General features: G+C 62.9%; 15 protein-coding genes. 7 read left to right on the forward strand and 8 right to left on the reverse strand.

Annotated features, from left to right (window positions below):
- Positions 1-62 precede the first annotated feature (62 nt).
- Complete coding sequence (gene prlC / locus FV139_RS15655) at positions 63-2,096, forward strand: oligopeptidase A (RefSeq protein ID WP_148069391.1); 2,034 nt, start codon at positions 63-65, stop codon at positions 2,094-2,096.
- Positions 2,097-2,236: 140 nt separating this feature from the next.
- On the forward strand, positions 2,237-6,277 hold the full coding sequence (locus FV139_RS15660) for an Ig-like domain-containing protein (protein WP_148069392.1): 4,041 nt from the start codon (positions 2,237-2,239) through the stop codon (positions 6,275-6,277).
- A 72-nt stretch (positions 6,278-6,349) separates the two neighbouring features.
- On the opposite strand, the gene FV139_RS15665 is transcribed toward FV139_RS15660, so the two are convergent.
- The gene (locus tag FV139_RS15665; protein WP_148069393.1) at positions 6,350-7,264 is read right to left on the reverse strand and encodes a hypothetical protein; all 915 of its coding nucleotides are present in this window, start codon (positions 7,262-7,264) and stop codon (positions 6,350-6,352) included.
- 42 nt (positions 7,265-7,306) lie between these two features.
- On the reverse strand, positions 7,307-7,795 hold the full coding sequence (locus FV139_RS15670; RefSeq protein ID WP_148069394.1) for a 6-pyruvoyl trahydropterin synthase family protein: 489 nt from the start codon (positions 7,793-7,795) through the stop codon (positions 7,307-7,309).
- Between the two features lie 146 nt (positions 7,796-7,941).
- On the opposite strand from FV139_RS15670, the gene FV139_RS15675 reads away from it, so the two are divergent.
- Together FV139_RS15675 and FV139_RS15680 are read left to right on the forward strand one after the other, a co-directional pair.
- A complete protein-coding gene (locus FV139_RS15675; protein WP_148069395.1) occupies positions 7,942-8,643 on the forward strand; it encodes an SDR family NAD(P)-dependent oxidoreductase in 702 nt (233 codons plus the stop codon).
- A 1-nt stretch (position 8,644) separates the two neighbouring features.
- A complete protein-coding gene (locus tag FV139_RS15680; RefSeq protein WP_148069396.1) occupies positions 8,645-9,463 on the forward strand; it encodes a queuosine precursor transporter in 819 nt (272 codons plus the stop codon).
- A gap of 7 nt (positions 9,464-9,470) precedes the next feature.
- Here FV139_RS15680 and FV139_RS15685 read toward each other — a convergent pair whose 3' ends face one another.
- Together FV139_RS15685 and FV139_RS15690 are read right to left on the reverse strand one after the other, a co-directional pair.
- On the reverse strand, positions 9,471-10,541 hold the full coding sequence (locus FV139_RS15685; protein WP_148069397.1) for a Glu/Leu/Phe/Val family dehydrogenase: 1,071 nt from the start codon (positions 10,539-10,541) through the stop codon (positions 9,471-9,473).
- 44 nt (positions 10,542-10,585) lie between these two features.
- Positions 10,586-14,086 carry an indolepyruvate ferredoxin oxidoreductase family protein gene (locus FV139_RS15690; RefSeq protein WP_148069398.1) on the reverse strand — a complete coding sequence of 1,167 codons (3,501 nt, stop codon included), beginning with the start codon at positions 14,084-14,086 and terminating at the stop codon, positions 10,586-10,588.
- A gap of 124 nt (positions 14,087-14,210) precedes the next feature.
- On the opposite strand from FV139_RS15690, the gene FV139_RS15695 reads away from it, so the two are divergent.
- From FV139_RS15695 to FV139_RS15705, 3 genes are read left to right on the forward strand one after another with little or no spacing between them, the layout of a single operon-like run.
- Complete coding sequence (locus FV139_RS15695; protein WP_148069399.1) at positions 14,211-14,687, forward strand: Lrp/AsnC family transcriptional regulator; 477 nt, start codon at positions 14,211-14,213, stop codon at positions 14,685-14,687.
- Positions 14,684-15,853, forward strand: coding sequence for a methionine aminotransferase (locus FV139_RS15700; protein ID WP_407946823.1), 1,170 nt, complete (start codon positions 14,684-14,686; stop codon positions 15,851-15,853). Before FV139_RS15695 ends, FV139_RS15700 begins: the two co-directional genes overlap by 4 nt.
- On the forward strand, positions 15,841-16,635 hold the full coding sequence (locus FV139_RS15705) for an amidohydrolase (RefSeq protein ID WP_148069400.1): 795 nt from the start codon (positions 15,841-15,843) through the stop codon (positions 16,633-16,635). The genes FV139_RS15700 and FV139_RS15705 overlap by 13 nt, the downstream gene beginning before the upstream one ends.
- A gap of 6 nt (positions 16,636-16,641) precedes the next feature.
- On the opposite strand, the gene FV139_RS15710 is transcribed toward FV139_RS15705, so the two are convergent.
- The 4 genes from FV139_RS15710 to FV139_RS15725 all read right to left on the reverse strand — a co-directional run bounded on the left by FV139_RS15710 (position 16,642) and on the right by FV139_RS15725 (position 20,668).
- Positions 16,642-17,667 carry an OmpA family protein gene (locus FV139_RS15710; RefSeq protein WP_187276581.1) on the reverse strand — a complete coding sequence of 342 codons (1,026 nt, stop codon included), beginning with the start codon at positions 17,665-17,667 and terminating at the stop codon, positions 16,642-16,644.
- A gap of 171 nt (positions 17,668-17,838) precedes the next feature.
- Entirely contained in the window at positions 17,839-18,543 is a 705-nt protein-coding gene (hda, locus tag FV139_RS15715; RefSeq protein WP_148069402.1) for a DnaA regulatory inactivator Hda, read from the reverse strand.
- Between the two features lie 2 nt (positions 18,544-18,545).
- The gene (locus FV139_RS15720) at positions 18,546-19,628 is read right to left on the reverse strand and encodes an AI-2E family transporter (protein WP_235898674.1); all 1,083 of its coding nucleotides are present in this window, start codon (positions 19,626-19,628) and stop codon (positions 18,546-18,548) included.
- Positions 19,616-20,668, reverse strand: a complete 1,053-nt coding sequence (locus FV139_RS15725) for a DUF2066 domain-containing protein (RefSeq protein WP_187276582.1) — start codon at positions 20,666-20,668, stop codon at positions 19,616-19,618. Before FV139_RS15725 ends, FV139_RS15720 begins: the two co-directional genes overlap by 13 nt.
- Positions 20,669-20,826: the final 158 nt, after the last annotated feature.

Raw genomic sequence — 20,826 nt, forward strand, 5'->3', positions numbered from 1 at the left:
TCTTCCTTCACAGATCAGTTACCATGGCATCCTTTGCATCACACGAGTTATCGCGTCCCGTCATGTCAAATCCGCTGATCGAATTCCACCCCCTGCCGCCCTTCTCCAGCATCCGCGTAGAGCACATAGAGGAAGCCGTAGGCCAGTTGATGGAGCGCAACAAAGCCGCCATCGAAACGCTACTGGACGGGGTTACCGCACCGAGCTGGGACAACACACTGCAACCGATCGAAGACCTGGAAGATGACCTCGAGCGCTGCTGGGCACCGGTGTCGCATTTAAACGGTGTGATGAACTCGGAAGCCCTGCGGGAGGCCTATAATCGCTGCCTCCCCATGCTGTCGGAGTATAGCACCTGGATGGGCCAGAACCGCCCGCTATACGAAGCCTACCAGCAGGTGGCCGACAGCCCGGAGTATGCTCAGCTGACTACCGCCCAACGCAAAGCCATCGACAACGCCCTGCGCGACTTCCGCCTGGCGGGGGTCGCCCTGCCGCCGGCACAGCGGCTGCGCTACGGTGAAATCAGGAAGCGCCTGTCCGAGCTCGGCAGTAAATTCAGCGAGAACGTACTCGATGCCACCCGCGCCTGGAGTCGTGAAGCCACCGCGGAGGAGCTGACCGGGCTGCCGCCTACCGCGCTGGCCAGCGCCCGCCAGGCGGCCGAGCAAGTGGGTAAAGAGGGCTACCTGCTGACCCTCGATTTCCCCTCGGTGCAGCCGGTCCTGACCTACTGCGACAACGCGCCCCTGCGCGAGGAGGTGTACACCGCCAATGCCACCCGGGCCTCGGACCAGGGCCCCGGTAAAGGACAGTGGGACAATTCGAACCTCATAACGGAAATACTCGACCTGCGCCTGGAACTTGCCCAGCTGCTCGGCTTCGACAGCTACGCTGCCCTGTCGCTGGCGACGAAAATGGCGGAGAGCCCGCAGCAGGTTATCGACTTCCTGCAGCAGCTGGCGGCGCGCGCCCACCCGCAGGCCTGCAAGGAGTGGCAGGAGCTGTGTGACTTTGCCCGCAGCGAGCACGGCGTGGATGCACTGCAGGCCTGGGATGTGGCCTACTACGCCGAGAAACTCAAGCAGGCCCGCTACCAGGTTTCGCAGGAGGAAATTCGCCCCTACCTGCCGGTCGACCGGGTACTGGGCGGGCTGTTCGAACTGGTCCAGCGCCTGTACCAGCTCGAGGTAGTGGAAGTCAGCGACTTCGATAGCTATCACCCCGATGTCCGCCTGTTCGAACTGCGCCGGGACGGCAGCGCGGTCGCCCGCTTCTACCTGGACCTCTACGCCCGCGCCGACAAACGCGGCGGCGCCTGGATGGCGGATTGCCGGGTGCGTCGCCGGCGCGACGGGGAACTGCAGTTGCCGGTGGCCTTCCTGGTCTGCAACTTCACCGCTCCGGTGGGGGATGCTCCCTCCCTGCTCACCGAGCAGGAGCTCACCACCCTGTTCCACGAATTCGGCCACGGCCTGCACCACATGCTCACCGAACAGGAGGTCGCCGCGGTTTCCGGTATTAATGGCGTGGCCTGGGATGCAGTGGAGCTGCCCAGCCAGTTCCTTGAGAACTGGTGCTATGAGCCCGAGGCGCTGGCGTTTATCACCGGCCATCACGAGACCGGCGAACCCCTGCCCCAGGCACTGCTGGACAAGATGCTGGCGGCGAAAAACTTCCAGTCTGCCATGTTCATGGTGCGCCAACTGGAATTCGGACTGTTTGATTTCCGCCTGCACCAGCAGTGGTCAGCGGATAGTCCGCTCTCGGTACAGGGCTTGCTGGACGAGGTTCGCAGCGAAGTAGCGGTAGTGATCCCGCCCGCCTTCAATCGCTTCCAGCACAGCTTTTCCCACATTTTTGCCGGCGGCTATGCCGCGGGTTACTACAGCTACCTGTGGGCGGAAGTGCTGTCCGCGGATGCCTACTCCCGCTTTGAAGACGAGGGCATCTTCAATCCGCAGACCGGCGCCGACTTCCGCGACAAGATCCTCGCGATGGGCGGATCCATCGACGCCATGGACATGTTCGTGGACTTCCGCGGCCGCGAACCGGACCCGGAAGCGCTGCTGCGCCACTGCGGGATTGCGGCCTAAACCGGTCGAAGGGAACTGTGCGTAACAACAGAGTAAGCAAACGACAAACAAAACACAGGCGTCCTGGCTGGCATCCCGCCCCGGCGTCTGAATAATGTATAGTTGCTGTGGTTTTTGACCGTACACCGGGAATCCAAGATATGCCCCTGACCATCCTGAGACGCTGTTGCAGGAACTCGCTCACCAGCGTCGCGGTCCTGCTGGCTATTGTCACAGCGCAGCCACTCTCGGCGGCAATTACGATCCAGGCTCCCTTCAACAATACCTATAGTGCCGTAGAACTCGGTGCGATCAACGGCTTGCCCCAGCGCTACGGCGGGCTGACCTTCAAGCCGGGCGATCCGAATACCATCCTGATCGGCGGCCAGGCCAACGACGCGGCCGGGCGTTTCTACGAAGTCCCGCTGATACGCGACCCCGTCAGCCGCAAGATCACCGGATTTGGGACGCCTGTCGCCACCGGCTTCGGCGCCAACAATGACGGCGGCGTCGCCTACCACCCAAGCGGCATCCTGCTGTATTCGCGCTATTCCAACAACGAGATCGGAATGGTCGCCCGCGGCAGTCATACCCAGGACAGGTCGGTTGCCCTGTCGACCATAGGCGTTGCCGCCTCTCCCGGCGCCCTGACCTTCGTCCCGGCGGATTTGAACGGCGGCGGCCGCCTCAAGGCGATGAGCTACAGCGGCGCGCGCTTCTACGATATCGAATACGAAAATGATGGCAACGGCACCTTCCGCCTCACTGCCGCTACCCAAACGGCGACCCTGACCGGCGGCCCGGAGGGAATGATTTACCTGCCCCAGGGCTCTCCCGAATTTGGCGCCACCCAGACACTGCTGGTGACGGAGTACGGCAACAACGCGATTGCCGCCTACCAGATCGACGCTGGCGGCAACCCGATCAGCTCGACCCGCCGGGTCTTCCTTTCGGGCCTCACCGGAGGAGAAGGCGCGGCGATCGACCCGGTGACCGGGGACTTCCTGTTTTCCACCTTTGGCAATCCCAACCAGGTGGTACGGGTGGAGGGCTTTCTACCCCCGGCCAGCGTAGCCCTTGCCTCCTCAGCCAACCCGGCCAAGGAAACCCTGCTGGTCACCTTCACCGCTACCATCAGCGGCCAGGGCAGTATTACTGGCAGCGTCACCTTTCGCGATGGCTCCACGCCAATCAGCGGCTGTATCAACCTCAGTGTCGCATCGAGTCAGGCCACCTGTACGACTTCGGCCCTGACCATCGGCAGCCATCAGATCAACGCCACCTACAGTGGCAACGCGACCAACGCCACGGGGACCGGCTCGCTAAGCCAGGTGATAAACCCACTGAACACCGCGCCGGTAGCCGGGCCTAGCAGCCTTAAAACCGTGGTCAACTTTGCTTTGGGCGGCACCCTGGTTGGCAGCGATATCGATGGCGACAGCCTGAGCTTTACCCTGGCACCCGGCAGCGGCCCCGCCCACGGCACCGTAACCGGGCTGGATCCTCTGACTGGCGACTTCCTGTATACCCCGAATGCCGGCTATACCGGCGCTGACGCCTTTGCGTACACGGTGACCGAGATCAGATCGGATGCCCTACCGGTGCTGAGCAGCACAGGGCAGATGCAGATCACCGTGCTACCTCCACCGCCGGGCTTTCCGGGTAACCGGGTGCCTCTGCCAGCGGACGACTTCTACGAAACTGAAAAGGGCATTGTCCTCACCGTCCAGCCGGATGGGGTTCTCGCCAACGACGTCGACCTGGACAAGCAGCCCCTGAAGATTTCCGGCCTGCCCGTTGCCGGCAGGGAACCCTTGCACGGCACTGTCGTGGCCACCAGTGGCGGCGGATTCACCTATACGCCTGACCCGGGGTATATCGGTGTAGACCAGTTCGACTACGAAGTCTCCGACGGCACCGATATCGCCATTGCCACCGTCAATTTGATTATCAAGGACAATGGCGTCAACGTCATTCCCCGGGCCGTGGACGATGCATACAACACCCCCGACAACGTCCCGCTGACCGTTGCGTCGCGCGGCGTACTTGCCAATGACGTGGATGCCGACAAGCGCCAGCCCCTGCGGGTGGTGCTGGAGTTTCCCCCCACGCTGGGCACTGTGTCACTGGCACCCAACGGCGGTTTCACCTATACCACCAGCGGCCAGTGCAGTGTCGCCGATACCCAGTTGACTGACAGCTTTACCTATCTTACCTCCGACGGTATCGACTTTTCCTCTCCAGCCACCGTCACCATCACGATCCACTGCACCAACCAGTTGCCGACGTCTGTCAACGATGTGTACTCGACGCCCTCGGACACCGAGTTGTTCGTGCCCGCCAGCGGCATCCTCGCCAACGATCAGGACCCTGAATCCAACCCACTGCAAGTCAGTTCGGCCACCTCCACCACCGGCGGCGCCCTGGCCCTGTTCAGCGACGGCAGCTTCCGCTACCAACCGGGGCCGCCGTCGGCTCCGGGAGTAAACTATCAGGATTCTTTCACCTACCGCGCCAGTGACGGTCTCGGCGAGAGCACGAACCAGGCCACCGTTACCATCAACGTCACGGCCGCCAACCTGCCACCGCTGGCGGGCAATGACCTGTATACGGTGGTAGAGAACACGACGCTGACGATTCCGGCGCCGGGCCTCCTCGGCAATGATATCGACCCGGAAAGCCACGCCCTCACGCCCCTCGGCTTTACCCCTCCGGCCAACGGCCTGTTGCACACGTTGCCGGGTGGTGGTTTCGAGTACATTCCCAACGCCGGTTACGTCGGTCTCGACAGTTTCACCTACCGGGTGTCCGACGGTCGGGATGAGAGCAACCAGGCCACCGTCAGCCTGGTGGTACTCGCCAGCGGCATCAATGCCCCCCCGGTCGCCGTGAACGACGCCTTTGTCGTCCAGTTCGGACAGACCCTGAGCGTCCCTGCGCCGGGCCTGCTGGCCAACGACTCGGACCCCGATCTCAACCAGCCTGTCGGCGTCGCGCTCCTCAGCCAGCCCGTAGCCGGGACGGTCGCCCTGACCAGTGGCGGTGGCTTCAATTACACACCGGCACCGGCTGCCAATTGCGCCACCGATCAGCAGGTCAGCTTCACTTATGCCGCCACTGACGGCATCGATGACTCGAGCCCTGCCACGGTCACCATCACCATCCGCTGCAGTAACCTGCCCCCGAGTGCAACGGCGGACACCTTTTCGACGCCCCGCGACACCGAACTGGTCATCGGCGCACCGGGACTGTTACTCAATGACAGTGACCCGGACGGCAACCTGTTGACCGCCGTCATCACCACTTACCCCGCCAGCGGCGCCCTGGCCCTGCAGGCCGACGGCAGTTTCCGCTACCTTCCCGCCCCGGGCTTCGATGGTCAGGACAGTTTTACCTACCGGGTATCCGACGGCGCCGATGACAGTGGCGACGCGACAGTGACCATCGATGTGACACCGGTGAACGTGCCTCCGCTGGCAGGCAACGACCCCGCGACCGGCACCGCGTATATCACAGAGCAGAATCGGACGCTGAGCGTTCCCGGCCCCGGCGTGCTCGCCAACGATATCGACCCGGACGGCAACGTGCTGAGCGCGCTGCTGGCATCGCAGCCCGCCCACGGGACCCTGCAGTTTTTCAAGGATGGGGGATTTTTGTATCTGCCCGACCCCAACTATGTCGGCCTGGACAGTTTCACCTACCAGGCGAGTGACGGTGCAGATGCTGGCAGCGCCGCCACCGTGGTGATCCAGGTAACACCGGCAGCAGTGAACACACCGCCCATTGCCAGCGACGACAGCTATACCGGCCCCTTCGGCCAGTTGCTGTCAGTGCAGGGCCCCGGCCCTCTCGCCAACGATGTTAACCCGGATGGCGCCCAGCCTCTGCGGATGGTACTCGCCACGCAACCGGCAGCGGGCGGTGCCGTCAAGCTCACCACCGGCGGCGGCTTCGATTACACGCCGCCTGCCGGAATTGCCTGCACGCCAGGGCTCAGTGACACCTTCACCTATTTCGCCAATGACGGCACAGACAACTCCGCGTCGGCCGCCACGGTGACGATCAACCTGACCTGTGCGCCCGCTGCTGCGCCCACATCAATCCCGGTGATGAACCGCTGGCTGCTGCTATTACTGGCATTCGGGGTATCCGCATTGGTGTGGTTACGAGTTCAACCGAAGCCGGCCAAACCGGCTGGTTAAGCAGATGATGAACTTCTCCGGCCCGGCTCCGAATCATCGCTGCGGCATGCTGCCGCGGCCTGGCCCGGAGGCTCAGCGCGGCTGGCGAAAACAGGGGAACTCGTAGCAGAGTTCCCCGGTCTCCCCCAGCTGCAGCTCCAGCAGCCAGCGATAGGCGCGCTTGCGATTGCCCCAGTTACTCTCCTGGCGGCCACGTGGCAGCGGCTGTTCAATGGAGAGCCCGCCGTCCTGCACAGAGGGGTCCGTCACCGGCTGCGACTCCCACTCGGTACTGCGAACCAGCTGCTTGCCGCTTCCCCCACCTTCGCTCCGTTTCCACTCTTCACGCACCAGCGTCACACGGTAAGCGGTCACACGGTCGAGCTCTCCACCCGGCACTGCAACGGTGCCCATCAGGCGCTCGCCAGGACTGGCCGGAAAGTCGTCCAGGGTGAAATAGCTTCCCCTGCCCCAGGTATACAAGGCCCATGCCCTCAGGAACTGTCGCCAGCCCCAGACAGCGACGCCAATAAACGCGGCCAGCCCCGCCAGGCCCAGAAGCGTCTCAAACACCGTGGACTCACCATTGCCGCCAATCACGGTGATTGCCAGTGCCGTCAACAATAGCGAGGCAATGGTAAAACCAACCGGCAAAAGGGAAGCCCGGTAAAGCTGCTCCGCCGCGTCATGACCCAGGCGCCCTTCCTGCCAGGCACCGCGCCAGCGCCAGGGCTGGCCGGGAAACTGGCGTTGCCAGCGTCGCTCGGCGAGGGCCCTCCCAGTGCGGTGCAGGAGCGGTATCAGCAGGATGACGCCCGCGAGCAGAAATAGCAGGCCGAGCCCGGATAGCATCCACAGGTCGCCGGGTGCTTCAGGCCCGGTCGTTGAGGGTGTCTCCGGGGGGACGGCAATACCCGTGAGGAGGATGACGCCGGCGCACAGCATGACCGCGCAGAGGAGAGTTTGTGTAAAACCGGGAAACTGGGAGGGTTGGCAGGTATCGCTCACGGCACATCCCTGTGCTATCGGCTACGGGTTCCCCCAGAATAGCTAATCTGGCGCACACTGCCAGCGGGCGGACCCGCGCTGGCCCGGCCCGGAGGCGACACCGAGTTCGATTTCCCGCAGGTCTTCGCCCCGGGACCGTTCCACCAGGCGCCCCAGCAAATAGTGTGAAAACTCCTCCACCGTGGCATTGCGGATGGGCAGGACGAGAGTGTCACTACGCAGGAACAGCATCTGCTCACCGGCGAAGCGGACCCGGTAGTAATCGCCCTCTTCCCCGATCTGCTGATGCGGCGAATCGCCCGCCAGCAGCATGTACTCGTCGAGCTCGTCGCAAAGCTGTTTGATACGGCGCTTGTAGACGTTGTAGTCAGCAGAAAAGCCGTTGTCGCCCATGGGCGCCACGATACGGGCGGATACGGAATAATTGTGCCCGTGCAGGCGCTCCCGTTCGCTGGCGCTGAAAATGGTGTAGTGCGCAGCGGAGAACTTGTGGCTTTCCTTGTCGATGTGAAGGGTGGTCAGGCGCTCCATCGGGGGTCTTTCCGCAGGCTGGGGTCGCCATTGTTGCGGCTCGAAACGAGGAAGGCAAGTACAGCGCCCGCCGGGGACAACATTGAATCGCTGCCGTGCAAAACGGCATACTGCACACTCCAAGGGATTCCGGATCGACCACTACCATGAAAATCGCCATCATCACCGGCGCCAGTGTCGGCATCGGGCGTGCGACTGCCGCCCGTTTTCTGGCCGATAACTACCAGGTCTACAATCTTTCCCGCCGGGAGTGCCCCGAACCCGGCGTGAGCAACCTGCATTGCGATCTCGCCGACCCGGCCTCCATCGACGCCTGCTGCGACAGCCTGCGCGCGCCACTGAGCGATAGCGCCAGTGTGACACTGATTCACAACGCCAGCCAGATGCGCAAGGACAGCGCAGACCAGTGCGACAGCGACAGCCTGCGTGCTGTGCTGGAGACCAACGTAGTCGCGATCAATAGCCTCAATCGACGCCTGCTGCCGGGCATGCCCCGCGGCTCCAGCCTGCTGTACGTGGGCTCGACGCTCTCGGAAAAGGCCGTGCCCGGGTCCTTCAGCTACGTGGTCAGCAAACACGCCCAACTGGGCATGATGCGCGCCACCTGCCAGGACCTGATGGGAACGGGAATCCACACGGCACTGATCTGTCCGGGCTTCACCGATACCGAGATGTTGCGCACCCACATTGGCGACGACGCCGTGGTGGTGGACGCCATTTCGGCCATGAACAGCTTCAATCGTCTGATCGAGCCGGCGGAAATCGCCGAGCTGCTGCACTGGGCCCACCACAACCCGGTGATCAACGGCGCCGTTCTGCACGCCAACCTGGGCCAGCGGGAAAGCTGACATGGATGCGACCACCGGCACTACCGGGCGCAGTCTGGACCCGGCGGAGCTCCACGAGCGCCGGGAGCGCGTGTTTCTCGTGCTGGCGGGCACCTTCCTGGCCGCCATGACCCTGCTCAACGTCATCGGCATTACCCGCTTTATCCAGTTGGGGCCCATGGCGCTGGCCGTCGGGGTGCTGCCCTATCCGCTGACCTTCCTGTGCACGGACCTGGTGTGCGAGCTGTACGGCAAGGCGCGAGCCAATTTCCTGGTGAGCGTGGGGCTCGGGCTCAACTTCCTGATCCTGGGGGTGTTGTTCCTGGGAGATGCCATTCCCCCGGTACCCGCCGAACAGATGCCACCCTGGCAGGTGCTGCAGCTGGCGGCACCGGTGGCCCTGCCCAATGGCGACCTGGTGGAGGGCAGCGTGGGGCTGTACCAGTTGATCTACGCCACGACTTCGGGGGCGGTGTTTGCGTCCATGCTGGCCTACATCGCCGCCCAGTATTGCGACGTACAGCTGTTCCACTTCTGGAAACGGGTCACGAAGGGCAAGTACCTGTGGGTGCGCAACAATTTCAGCACCCTGATGAGCCAGATGGTGGATTCGGTGATGGTGATCAGCGTGACTTTCGGCGCGGCGTTCCTGCGCGGCGATATCGCCCTGCAGGCGCTATTGGTGCTGATCGGCAGCAACTACCTGTTCAAGGCGGCGGTCGCCCTGCTGGATACGGGTCCCTTCTACCTTGCCGTGCATTATTTGAAGCGTTATCTGCGGCTGGGTAACGGAGAATATGCCGTTCCGGGCGGGGCTGCACTGACAGCACCCGCCCGGTAATTCCGGTTCAGCTCACGGCCGCCAGAGCTGGCGGTTGCGCTCGCTTTTGGGCGAGGTACTCCCCGGCCAGTTGCTCGGCAATGGACTCAGTGGAGCTGTGGCACTCATCGGCACGCCGCAGTACTTCGGCCAGGGTGCCTTCGATACGCGCAATGTGCTCGCGCTTGGCAGACTCGGCGGAGCCGGCCCGCTGGTGGTGCACATCGATAATGCCGCCGGCATTCACCAGGAAATCCGGGCAGTAGAGTATGCCGAGATCCCGCAGGTGATTGCCGTCTTCCGGGGTAGCGAGCTGATTGTTCGCGGCGCCGCAAACGATACCGCTACGCAGCGTCGGAATGCTCTGCTCGTTGAGGATGGCACCCATGGCGCAGGGAGCAACGATATCCACTTCCTGTTGCAGGATGTCGTTGACGTCGACCGCAATCACTCCCAGTTCATTCACCGCCCGCTGCAGGTTGTCGATGTTCACGTCGGCGCCGTAGACGGTGGCACCGTCGGCACGCAGGTGGCGGGCCAGGTAGTAGCCGACATGGCCGAGACCCTGGATCGCCACCTTGAGACCCTGGAAGCTGTCGGCGCCCAGGCGGTGACGGATGGCGGTGCGCATGCCGAGGTAGACGCCCCAGGCAGTGCTGGGAGACGGATCACCACCAAACTCGTTGTCGTCCAGGCCGCTGACCCAGTGGGTGCGCTCGCCCATCACCTTCATGTCGGCCACGCCGGTACCGGAGTCTTCCGCCGCGACGTAGCGGCCACTCTGGGAGTTGACGAAGTCGCCCATCGCCAGCAGCAGCTCACGATTCTTGTCGGTGCGCGGGTTGCCGATGATCACTGACTTGCCACCGCCCAGGGGCAGGCCTGCCAGCGCCGATTTATAGGTCATGCCCCGCGACAGGCGCAGCACATCATGCAGGGCCTCTTCGTCGCTGCTATAGGGAAACATGCGGCAGCCCCCAACGCCGGGACCCAGGGTCGTGTTATGCACGGCAATAATGGCGCGCAGGCCGGTATCGCTATCAGAGCAGAAGGAGACCAGTTCGTGCTGGTCAAAGGCCGGGGCAGAAAAAACGCTCATCACCAATCCTCGGTAGTGTTATTCAATTGTGGTCAGTTCATGGTTCACGCGGCGTCGACGATTTTCACCGCCGCCGTGTGGGTTTCACCGCGCAGTTGCGCCAGGAGCTGCTGCTTGCGCAGTTCCAGGTTCTCGCGGTTGCGATCTTTCACGTGGCCGAAGCCGCGCAGCTTGGCGGGCAGTCGCGCCAGTTCCAGGGCGACGGTGTAGTTGTCCGGGCCCAGCTCTTTCATCAGCGCGTCCAGCACCGCCTCGTAATCGGCGATGTCCTGACGCTCCTGCCGGCGCTCCTCGGTGTAGCCGAAGATATCCAGCTTGCCGCCCCGCAGCCGACGGAATTTCGCCAGCAGGCCGAAGGCTTTCATCATCCAGGGGCCAAACTCCTGTTTGATCAGGTGGCCGGTATTGGGGTCGCGCTTGCTGAACAGGGGCGGAGCCATGTTGAAACGCAGCTCGTAGTCACCCTCGAACTGCTGCTGCAGCTTCCTGATGAACTCACCATCACTGTACAGGCGAGCTACTTCGTACTCGTCCTTGTAGGCCATCAGCTTGTACAGGTTGCGAGCGGCGGCCACGGTGATGGAGTCGGCTTCCGCGGAACGCGAGTCTGCCGCGCGCACCCGTTCGACCAGTGCCCGGTAACGTTCGGCGTAGGCGGCGTCCTGGTAGTCGGTGAGGCGCTGTACCCGGTCGGCGACGATCTCGTCCACGCTCTCCAGACGCGGCTTGGGTGCCGGGGCAAGCTGTTCGACCAGTGCCAGTACTTTCTCTGGCTGGTGAGCACAGCGACGTCCCCAGAGGAAGGCTGCCTTGTTAAACGCTACGGCCACACCGTTGAGCTCGATGGCCTCTTCCAGCGCTTCGGCGGAAACCGGCACCGTGCCGCGCTGCCAGGCAAAGCCCAGCAGGAACAGGTTGGAGGCAATGGAGTCACCGAGCAGTTGGGTGGCAATCCGGGTGGAATCAATGAAGTGGGTATCGTCACCGACTTCGGTGCTGATCTTTTCCTTCATGGACCGGGTGGGGAACTTTGCGTCCGGATCCAGGATGAAGGATGAGGTGGGCACCTCGGCTTCATTGACCACTGCGTGGGTGCGCCCCTGGGCGACCTTGCCCATGGCCTCATAGGTAGTGGTCACCACCAGGTCACAGCCCAGCAGCAGGTCGGCTTCGCCGGCTGGGATTCGCACGGCCTTGATGTCTTCCTGGTTCTGGCTGACCCGGACATGACTCACCACCGCACCAAACTTCTGCGCCAGACCGGTCTGGTTCATGGTGGCGCAGCCCTTGCCTTCGATGTGCGCGGCCATGGCCACCAGCGCAGTGATGGTCAGCACGCCGGTGCCGCCAACGCCGGTTACCACCGTGTTCCAGGGGCGATCCAGAGAGGGCAGCTGGGGCTCGGGCAGTGGGTCGAACACCACCTGGCTGTCGTCACCGACGCCGCCGGGCTTGCGCAGCTTGCCGCCGATGACCGACACGAAGCTGGGGCAGAAACCGTTGGCGCAGCTGTAGTCCTTGTTGCAGGAGCTCTGGTCGATCTGGCGCTTGCGGCCCAGCTCAGTCTCCTTGGGCACCACCGACAGGCAGTTGGACTTCACGCTGCAGTCACCGCAGCCCTCACAGACCGCGTCGTTGATGAACAGTCGCTTGTTCGGATCCTCCATGCGCCCCTTCTTGCGCCGACGGCGCTTCTCGGCGGCGCAGGTCTGGACGTAGACGATGACCGAGGTGCCCTCGTACTCACGTAGCTCTTTCTGCAGTGCGTCCAGCTCGTCGCGGTGATGCAGGCTGAATCCGGGGATGCCGCCAAACTCTCCGCGCCAGGATTCGGGGGAATCCGATACCAGGGCAATGCGGCGCACGTTCTCGGCGCTCACCTGGCGAATAACGTCACCCACGCTCAGCGGCCCGTCGATGGGCTGGCCGCCCGTCATCGCCACCGCGTCGTTGTAGAGAATCTTGTAGGTGATGTTGACCTTGGCAGAGACCGCGGCGCGAATCGCCAGCAAGCCGCTGTGGAAGTAGGTGCCATCGCCCAGGTTCTGGAATACGTGTTTGGTTTCCGTGAACGGTGCCTGGCCGATCCAGGTAACACCCTCGCCCCCCATCTGGGAGAAAGTGTGAGTCTCCCGATCGGGCATCCAGGTGGCCATGTAATGACAGCCGATACCACCGAGGGCGCGGCTGCCCTCGGGTACCTTGGTGGAGGTGTTGTGGGGGCAGCCGGAGCAGAAGTGCGGCACCCGCTCGATGGTTTCCCGTGGCGTGGCCAGCGAGGCCTCCTTGCGGTTGATCCACTCGACGCGCTGGTCCATCAGTTCAGACTGGAAGAAGCGCTTGATCCGGCTGTGAATCGCCAACGCCACCATGGCCGGGGTCAGTTCACCCAGGTTGGGCAGTAGGTCGCGCCCCTCCTCGTCGAACTCACCGAATACCCGGGGGCGGGCAGCCACCGGGTAGTTGTAGAGTTGGCCGGTCAGCTGGTCCTCGATGATCGAGCGCTTCTCTTCCACCACCAGGATCTCTTCGAGGCCCTCGGCAAATTCGTGGGTGGTGCGGGGCTCCAGCGGCCAGGGCATGCCCACCTTGTAGACCCGCAGGCCGAGCTGGGCGGCGACCTTGTCGTCGATACCCATATCTTCCAGCGCCTGCATGACGTCCAGGTAGGCTTTACCGGAGGTAATGATGCCGAAGCGGGCGTTGGGGCTGTCCACCACGATGCGGTTGAGGCCATTGACCCTGGCGAACTCGCGAGCGGCATAGATCTTGTATTTGTTGAGGCGTAGCTCCTGTTCCAGGGGCTTGTCCGGCCAGCGGGCGTGCACGCCGTCCGGGGGCAGCTGGAACTCCTCCGGAATCACAATATCGATACGGTTGGGGTCGATGTCGGCAGAAATCGCCGAATCCATGTTTTCGGTAATGGCCTTCAGGGCAACCCAGCACCCGGAATAGCGCGACAGTTCCCAGCCGTAGACACCCAGATCGAGGACTTCCTGCACGTTGGCCGGGCTCAGCACCGGTACCGAGGCACCGATGAACATGTGCTCACTCTGGTGCGGCAGGGTGGAGGATTTACAGGCGTGGTCGTCACCGGCCACCGCCAGTACACCGCCGTACTGGCTGGTGCCAAAGGCATTGGCGTGCTTGATCACGTCCATTGAACGATCGACACCCGGGCCCTTGCCGTACCACATGGAGAAGACACCGTCGTACTTGGCACCGCGGAACAGGTTGGTCTGCTGGCTGCCCCAGACAGCCGTGGCCGCCAGGTCCTCGTTCACCCCGGGCTGGAACACCACGTTGTGCTGGTCGAGCCAGGGCTTGGCGCGCCACATTGCCTGGTCGACGCCGCCGACGGGAGAGCCCCGGTAACCGGAGATGAATGCCGCCGTGTTCAGCCCGCGGCTTACGTCGCGCTGGTGCTGCAGCATTGGCAGGCGCACCAGCGCCTCGATGCCAGTCATGTAGGCGCGGGTTGCATCCAGCGCATACTTGTCGTCGAGAGAAACTTTGCGTGTTGCAGTGTTGCCCGGGGTAGCCATATCCAACTCACCTTACGATTTGGAATAGTGTGTCCCAAAAGTATAGAAATTGTTATTTGAAATGCCCGGGCATTGGACCCTAAAATGCATAATTTATGCAGTAATATGCCGCCCGGAGACTTAAATGCCTACAGAGCTCGCCAAACAGGATTTGGACATCCTCCGACTGCTGCAGCGGGACGCAACGCTGAGCAGTGGGGAGATCGCCGAACGCATCAATCTTTCCCAGTCACCCTGCTGGCGGCGCATCAACCGGCTGGAGCAGGAGGGCGTGATCCAGCGCCGCGTGGCGCTGCTGGATCGGGAGGCCCTGGGCATGGAGGTGGTGGTGTTTGCCACCATCAACCTCACCTCCACCGGGCGCCAGAACCTGATGAGTTTCGAGCGGGAGATCGTCGACCACCCGGAAGTCATAGAGTGTTACACCATGACCGGGATATGGGACTATATGCTCAAGATTGTGACCCGGGACATCCGTCACTATGAGGAGTTTGTCCGCAACACGCTGACGGCCAGTCCGGCCATCCGCGAGTTGCACTCCCATATGGCGGTAACCGAGATCAAGAACAGTACCGAACTGCCGCTGGACACCCAGCTTTGATCGCGCAAGCGCAGGACGCCATGGCAATTCACAGCAAACTCCCCGACATCGGCACTACCATATTCACTCGCATGTCGGCCCTCGCCCGGGAGCACGGTGCCATCAACCTGTCCCAGGGCTTCCCGGACTTCCCGGCCCCTGAGGGGCTGCGTCGGGCCCTCGCCCACCATGCGCTGGAAGGGCACAACCAGTATGCACCAATGATCGGGGAACCCGCGCTGCGGGAACAGGTCGCCGCCCAGCTCCAGCGCTTTCGCGGCGTAACACCGGATCCGGTCGAGGAGATCACCATCGTACCGGGCGCAACCGAAGGCATCTTCTGTGCCATCATGGCGCTGGTGGACCGCGATGACGAAGTCATTCTGCTGGACCCGAGCTATGACAGCTACGAACCCGCCGTGCGCCTGGCGGGGGGACGCGCCATTCACGTCCCCTTGATCGAAGACACCTTTGCCGTCGATTGGGACCATGTATCAGGCGCACTGTCATCCCGCACCCGGATGATTGTGATCAACTCGCCGCACAATCCCACCGGGGCGGTGCTCAGCCACAGCGACCTGGAAACCCTCGAGGAACTGGCAGAATTGCGCGACCTGCTGGTGGTGAGCGACGAAGTCTATGAGCACCTGGTGTTTGACGGTGCCCGCCATCACAGCGTGCTGGAGTACCCGGCCCTGCGCAGTCGCAGCGTGACAGTCTATTCCTTTGGCAAGACCTACGGTGTGACTGGCTGGAAAACCGGGTACTGCGTGGCGCCACCGGCACTGACCGCAGAGCTGCGCAAGGTACATCAGTTCAACTGCTTTGTGGGCGTTACGCCGGTGCAACTGGCGCTGGCGGACTTCATGGCGGAGGACCCCGATTACCCGGGCACCCTGCCGGGCTTCTACCAGGCCAAGCGAGACCTCCTACACAGGGCCCTGGCCAACTCCCGCTTCAGGCTCCGCCCCAGCGCCGGCACCTACTTCCAGCTACTGGATTACAGCGACATTACCGATGAGCCGGACCACAGCCTGTGCGAACGCTGGACCGTCGAGCAGGGCGTCGCCAGCATTCCCATTTCCATTTTCTACCAGGCCCCACCACAGCAACACTACCTGCGCCTCTGCTTCGCCAAACAGGACGAGCAGTTGCTGCGGGCCGCGGAGACCCTATGCAGAATCTGAAAGTCACCCTGGTACAGTGCGAACTGGCCTGGGAAGCGCCGGCCGACAACCGTCGCCAGTTCAGCGAGATCATCGCCGGTTGTCCCGCCGACAGCGACCTCGTCGTGCTACCGGAGATGTTCACGACCGGGTTTTCGATGAACGCCCTGGCGAACGCGGAACCTCCAGGCGGCGAAACCGAGCAATGGCTGCTGGAGATGTCCCGGGAGCGCGACTGCGCCATCACTGGCTCAATTGCGGTGCAGGTGGGGGATGCCGTCTACAACCGCATGCTGTTCACCACCCCCGACGCCTGCCACTTCTACGATAAACGCCACCTGTTTCGCATGGCCGGAGAACACAAGCGCTACGCGGCGGGCGACGAGCGGGTGGTCGTGAACTGGCGTGGCTGGCGAATCCTGCTGCAGGTATGTTATGACCTGCGCTTCCCTGTATTCAGTCGCAACACGGGCGATTACGACCTGGCCGTGTACGTGGCCAACTGGCCTGCCAGTCGCAGATTGCACTGGCGCAGCCTGCTGCAGGCGCGCGCCATTGAGAACCAGGCCTGCGTGGCTGGCGTGAATCGCGTCGGCAGTGATGCCAAGGGCTGGGAGTACAGCGGTGACAGCCTGCTCGTTGACGCCCAGGGCATCCTGTTGGCCGACCCGCAAAATGAAAACGGCACCGTCAGCGCAGTGCTGGACGGTGCCGCCTTGTTACAGTACCGGGAGTCCTTTCCCTGCCAGCTGGACGCCGATGGCTTCGAGCTGGCAGGCGTTACCGGAAGGACCTCCGGTTAGGCGAGACTACTCTTCGTAGGTCACTTCCAGGGTGGCCATGGTGCGACGGTTCTCGGCGCGGCCTTCCTTGGTGTCGTTGCTGGCGACCGGCTGGGATTCACCGTAACCGACAGGTTTGATGCGACTGGCAGCGATACCGTACTGGTTCACCAGCATATCCTTGACCGCGTCAGCACGGCGCTGGGACAGCTGCTGGTTGTAGTCGTCCGGACCCACGCTGTCGGTATGGCCTTCCAGCTGCACATCTACATCGTCGAAGCGCTGGAGGAATTTCGCCAGCTCGCCGATATCACTGAAGTACTGCTCTTTCACCTTGCTGGAGTCGAAGTCGAAGTTCACCTTCAGCTTGATGGAGGCTACGCGCTCAACCGGCAGTGGGCAGCCGTAGGCGTCAACGCGGGTGCCCGGAGGTGTGCCGGGGCACTGGTCCTTGTCGTCGGTCACGCCGTCGCCGTCAGAATCAACCGGAGCAGCTGCCACCACCGGCGGCGGTGCGTCTTCCTTCACCTTGCCGAAGTAGTAGTTCAGGCCGGCCGTCAGCAGCAGGTCGTTGTTGCCCTCGTCCAGGCTATGCACCAGGCGAGCCTCGAGGCGGGCACCGAAGCGGCGCGTCAGCATGTAGCGAATACCGGCGCCGGCGTTGAGGACGGTCTCTACGGAGTCGGCAAAGTCGGCGTCGAAGTCAATTTCACCGCCACCAAAGGCGAGGTAGGGGCGTACGCGGTTGCCTTCACCGATATAACTGCCGCCGTAATACAGCATGTCGAGTTGCCAGGTGGCGACGTCGACATCAAAACCGTCATTGGAGCTGGTCTCATCCTCGGCGTAGAAAATCTCGGCGGCCCAGTTGTCATCGAAAGCGTACTCGAGGCTCACCCATGGGGTCGCGTGGTCATCGAGGTTGCGATCATTATCGAAATACCACTGGCCAATCCCCCCATTAATGGTAATGGGTACTTCTGCGGATGCGGGGGCCGCCAGTACCGAAGCCAGTGCTGCACCGGCCGCGAGGGAAAGAATTTGTTTTTTCATTGTGACGCTTCTCCTAACTAGAATTACGCACGCCCTACCCGAGTCGTGCGACCCAACTTCCATTCAATATAGCAGTGAATTTTGAACTTTCTAATAATGTTGCGGTGGAATTATTACGCTGGTTTTTGCGCAAATATTACGGAATAACAGGAGCGGAGAGACCGTGCAGGCTCACCAGCCGAGCACCTGTTTTACAAAGGGTACCGTCAGTGCCCGCTGCTCGGCGAGGGAGCGACTGTCCAGAATGTCGAGCACCTCGAGCAACTCCGCCAGCCCCCTGGGAGCCCGGCTGACAACGTACCTGGCCACCTCCGGCGGCAACTGCAACCCGCGGCGAGCGGCGCGGAATGCCAGTACCGACGCCTTCTGCTCGTCATCGTAGCCGGGCAGATGATACACGATCCCCCACCCCAGGCGCGAGCGTAAATCAGCCAGTCGGACTGCCAAGTTGCGCGGAGAGGAATCCGCCGCCAGCAATAACCTGCAGTCTGCCGCCCGCGCCCGGTTAAAAAAGTGGAACAGTGCCTGCTCCCAGGCGTCGTTGCCGGCAACGGCCTGCAGGTCATCCAGACACACCAGGGAAAGGGTTTCCACGTCTGCCAGCACCGCGTCGGGAGCGTAGTCGAGCAACTCCCCAAGGGGCAGATACAGCGCACCTTCTGACGCCAGGTGACAGCTGGCCTGCAACAGGTGGGATTTGCCGCAACCGGGGCTCCCATACAGATACAGGACAGGTTCCCCGCCCTCCTCACGCTGCAGCTGCAGCAGCGGCAGCAGGGGAAACAGTGGCTCCGTCACGTAAAAATTGTCGAGGGTGGCGTCGTCGCGCAACTGCACGTTGAGTGCCAGCTGGTGGCCGCCGGAGGTCGCTGTCACACCTATTCTCCGGTATACAGTTCGCTGGCCCGGTAGCGGGCCACTGCGTGGCGTACGAATACCATGATAACCGCCGATACGGGGAGTGCGACCAGCACGCCGAGAAAACCGGCGATCTGCCCTCCGGCCATCAGGGCAAAAATCACCGCCACCGGATGAAGCCCGATGCGGTCCCCGACCAGGATCGGGGTAAGGACCACCGATTCCAGCACCTGACCGATAGCGAAGACTAGCGCCACCAGCAGTAATGCGCCGGGTTCATGGAACTGGAACCACGCCACCAGCAGGGAACTGGCAATACCCACAATAAAGCCAAGGTAGGGCACAATGCTGGCCAGGCCGGCCACCATCCCCAATACCAGGGCCAGCTGAACACCCACCAGGCTCAGGCCGATGCTGTAAATCACTCCCAGTGCCAGCATCACCAGTAGCTGGCCGCGAATAAAGGCGCCCAGCACCTCGTCGGCCTCGCCCACCATGACGGTGGTGTTCTCCTGCCAGGCCTTGGGAATCATACGAAGGATTTTCGCCATCAACACGTCCCAGTCACGCATCAGGTAAAACGCAACCACTGGCACCAGGGCCATATTGAACAGCCAGGCCAGAAGGCCTGCACCGGAGCCGGTGATGCCGCGCAGGGTGGTGGCGGTAGCCTTGCCCAGTGACTGCCAGTTCTCTGCCAGCCTTGATGTCCAGTCGATTTCAGGCAACCTGGAGACCGGAATGCTCAGGTTGGCCTGGACCCACGGCAACAGGGTATCAGTCAACCAGCGATAGATGTCCGGCACTTTGCGCACCAGGGCATCCACCTGGTGAATCAGGGCGGGCACAGCAATGAGCAGCGCCATTACCAGCACCGCGGTCAACACCAGGAACACCACCGTCACCCCCCAGGTACGCCCCATGCCCCGGCGCTCGAGGATGTCCACCAGCGGATCTCCGAGGTAACCGATCAGCGCCCCCAGCACAAACGGCAGCAGGATCGGTTGCAGCACATAAAAGGCCACTCCTATGGCCAATACGACCCCCACAAACCAGGGCCAGCGGCGCGGCCCGAGGGGTGAGATGGGGTCTAGTTCTGCCACTGGTAGTTCAACTCCCCGCTGACCGCCGCCGTGGTCACAGGCACCAGGCGACGGTTCAATTCAATGATGGACGCCAGCTGTGAGGCATCGGCCTGTGCCAACAGGCGCAGCTGCAGCCGGTTGCCGCTGATATGTTCGACATTGGCGTGATCGATCAGCTCAAGTCCCTCCAGCCAGGACACGATCGCGGCGTAATCGGCATAGCTGCGCACATTACTCACCCGCATGGCCACACCGCTGGCGGGGGCGCCGCTGGCCGCCACCGCGTAGCGCGCGGCCATGTCCTCGGCCACCAGCGCCACGCCGGCATCCAGGAACGCGTCGACCGGTTCCGGAGATGCACTGCGATCGATACGTTCCCGGGCCGACAGATAGGCCCAGTCACCCAGCCACAGGCCACCCGAGAGCTGACTGAGGCGCCCCGCCAGTATCTCGTCCACCCGGTAGCGCTGGGAGGCCTGTCGCAGGCTCACCTCATTCAGGGACCAGGCCTGCCCCGGGGACAGTGCCGCTGCGTCGGTCAGGTCGTAAAGCGGGAAGCGCAGGGGCACCCCACGGGCCTCGAAATCCCGTTCCAGTCGCCGCACCAGTTCGGGCGCGGTTTCGCGATTCACGAACTGGCGCCCCTCCGGTGTGTCCTGCACCAGCCACAACAGCACTGCGGGCCGGTTGGCCGTCCACAGAGGCGCCCCGGCCGCATTCAACAACCCGGACACCCAGCGCTGGCTGAATTCGAACCGGGCGGCCAGGGGCTGCTCAGGATCGTCGGTGCGGGCATAGGAAAACTGCCGAGACTGGGCGAGAGCATCCTCCAGCGCCTCGGCGATGCCGGGAAGACCCAGTACCTCGGTGCTACCGGAGACCTTTACCAGAACCTGGGAAAGCGCCTCCCGCGCCGCGCGCCCCAGTTCCGCCTGGCTGCGGTCGCTGACCGGGGTCTGGCCGCTGTACAGGTCTTTCACGAGTTCCGCCCGCAAGGGCGCCGCCAGCACAGCCATCAGCAACAACAGCGCGCCGGCGCGCACGAACAAATTGGTCACCAGAGTTCCCCGGGAAAATGCCACGGGCGGCATTGTAGCAGCCCTTCGCAACAACGGCAGGCGCCGCATGGAGACCCCGCCCACTGACCACCGGCACTTGTGTGAACAATTGCGCCTGCGGGGTGTAACGGCGGGGCAATGCCGCTAGAATAGCGGGC

Origin of the sequence: Parahaliea maris (assembly GCF_008064665.1) — a bacterium.
Lineage (GTDB): Bacteria > Pseudomonadota > Gammaproteobacteria > Pseudomonadales > Halieaceae > Parahaliea > Parahaliea maris.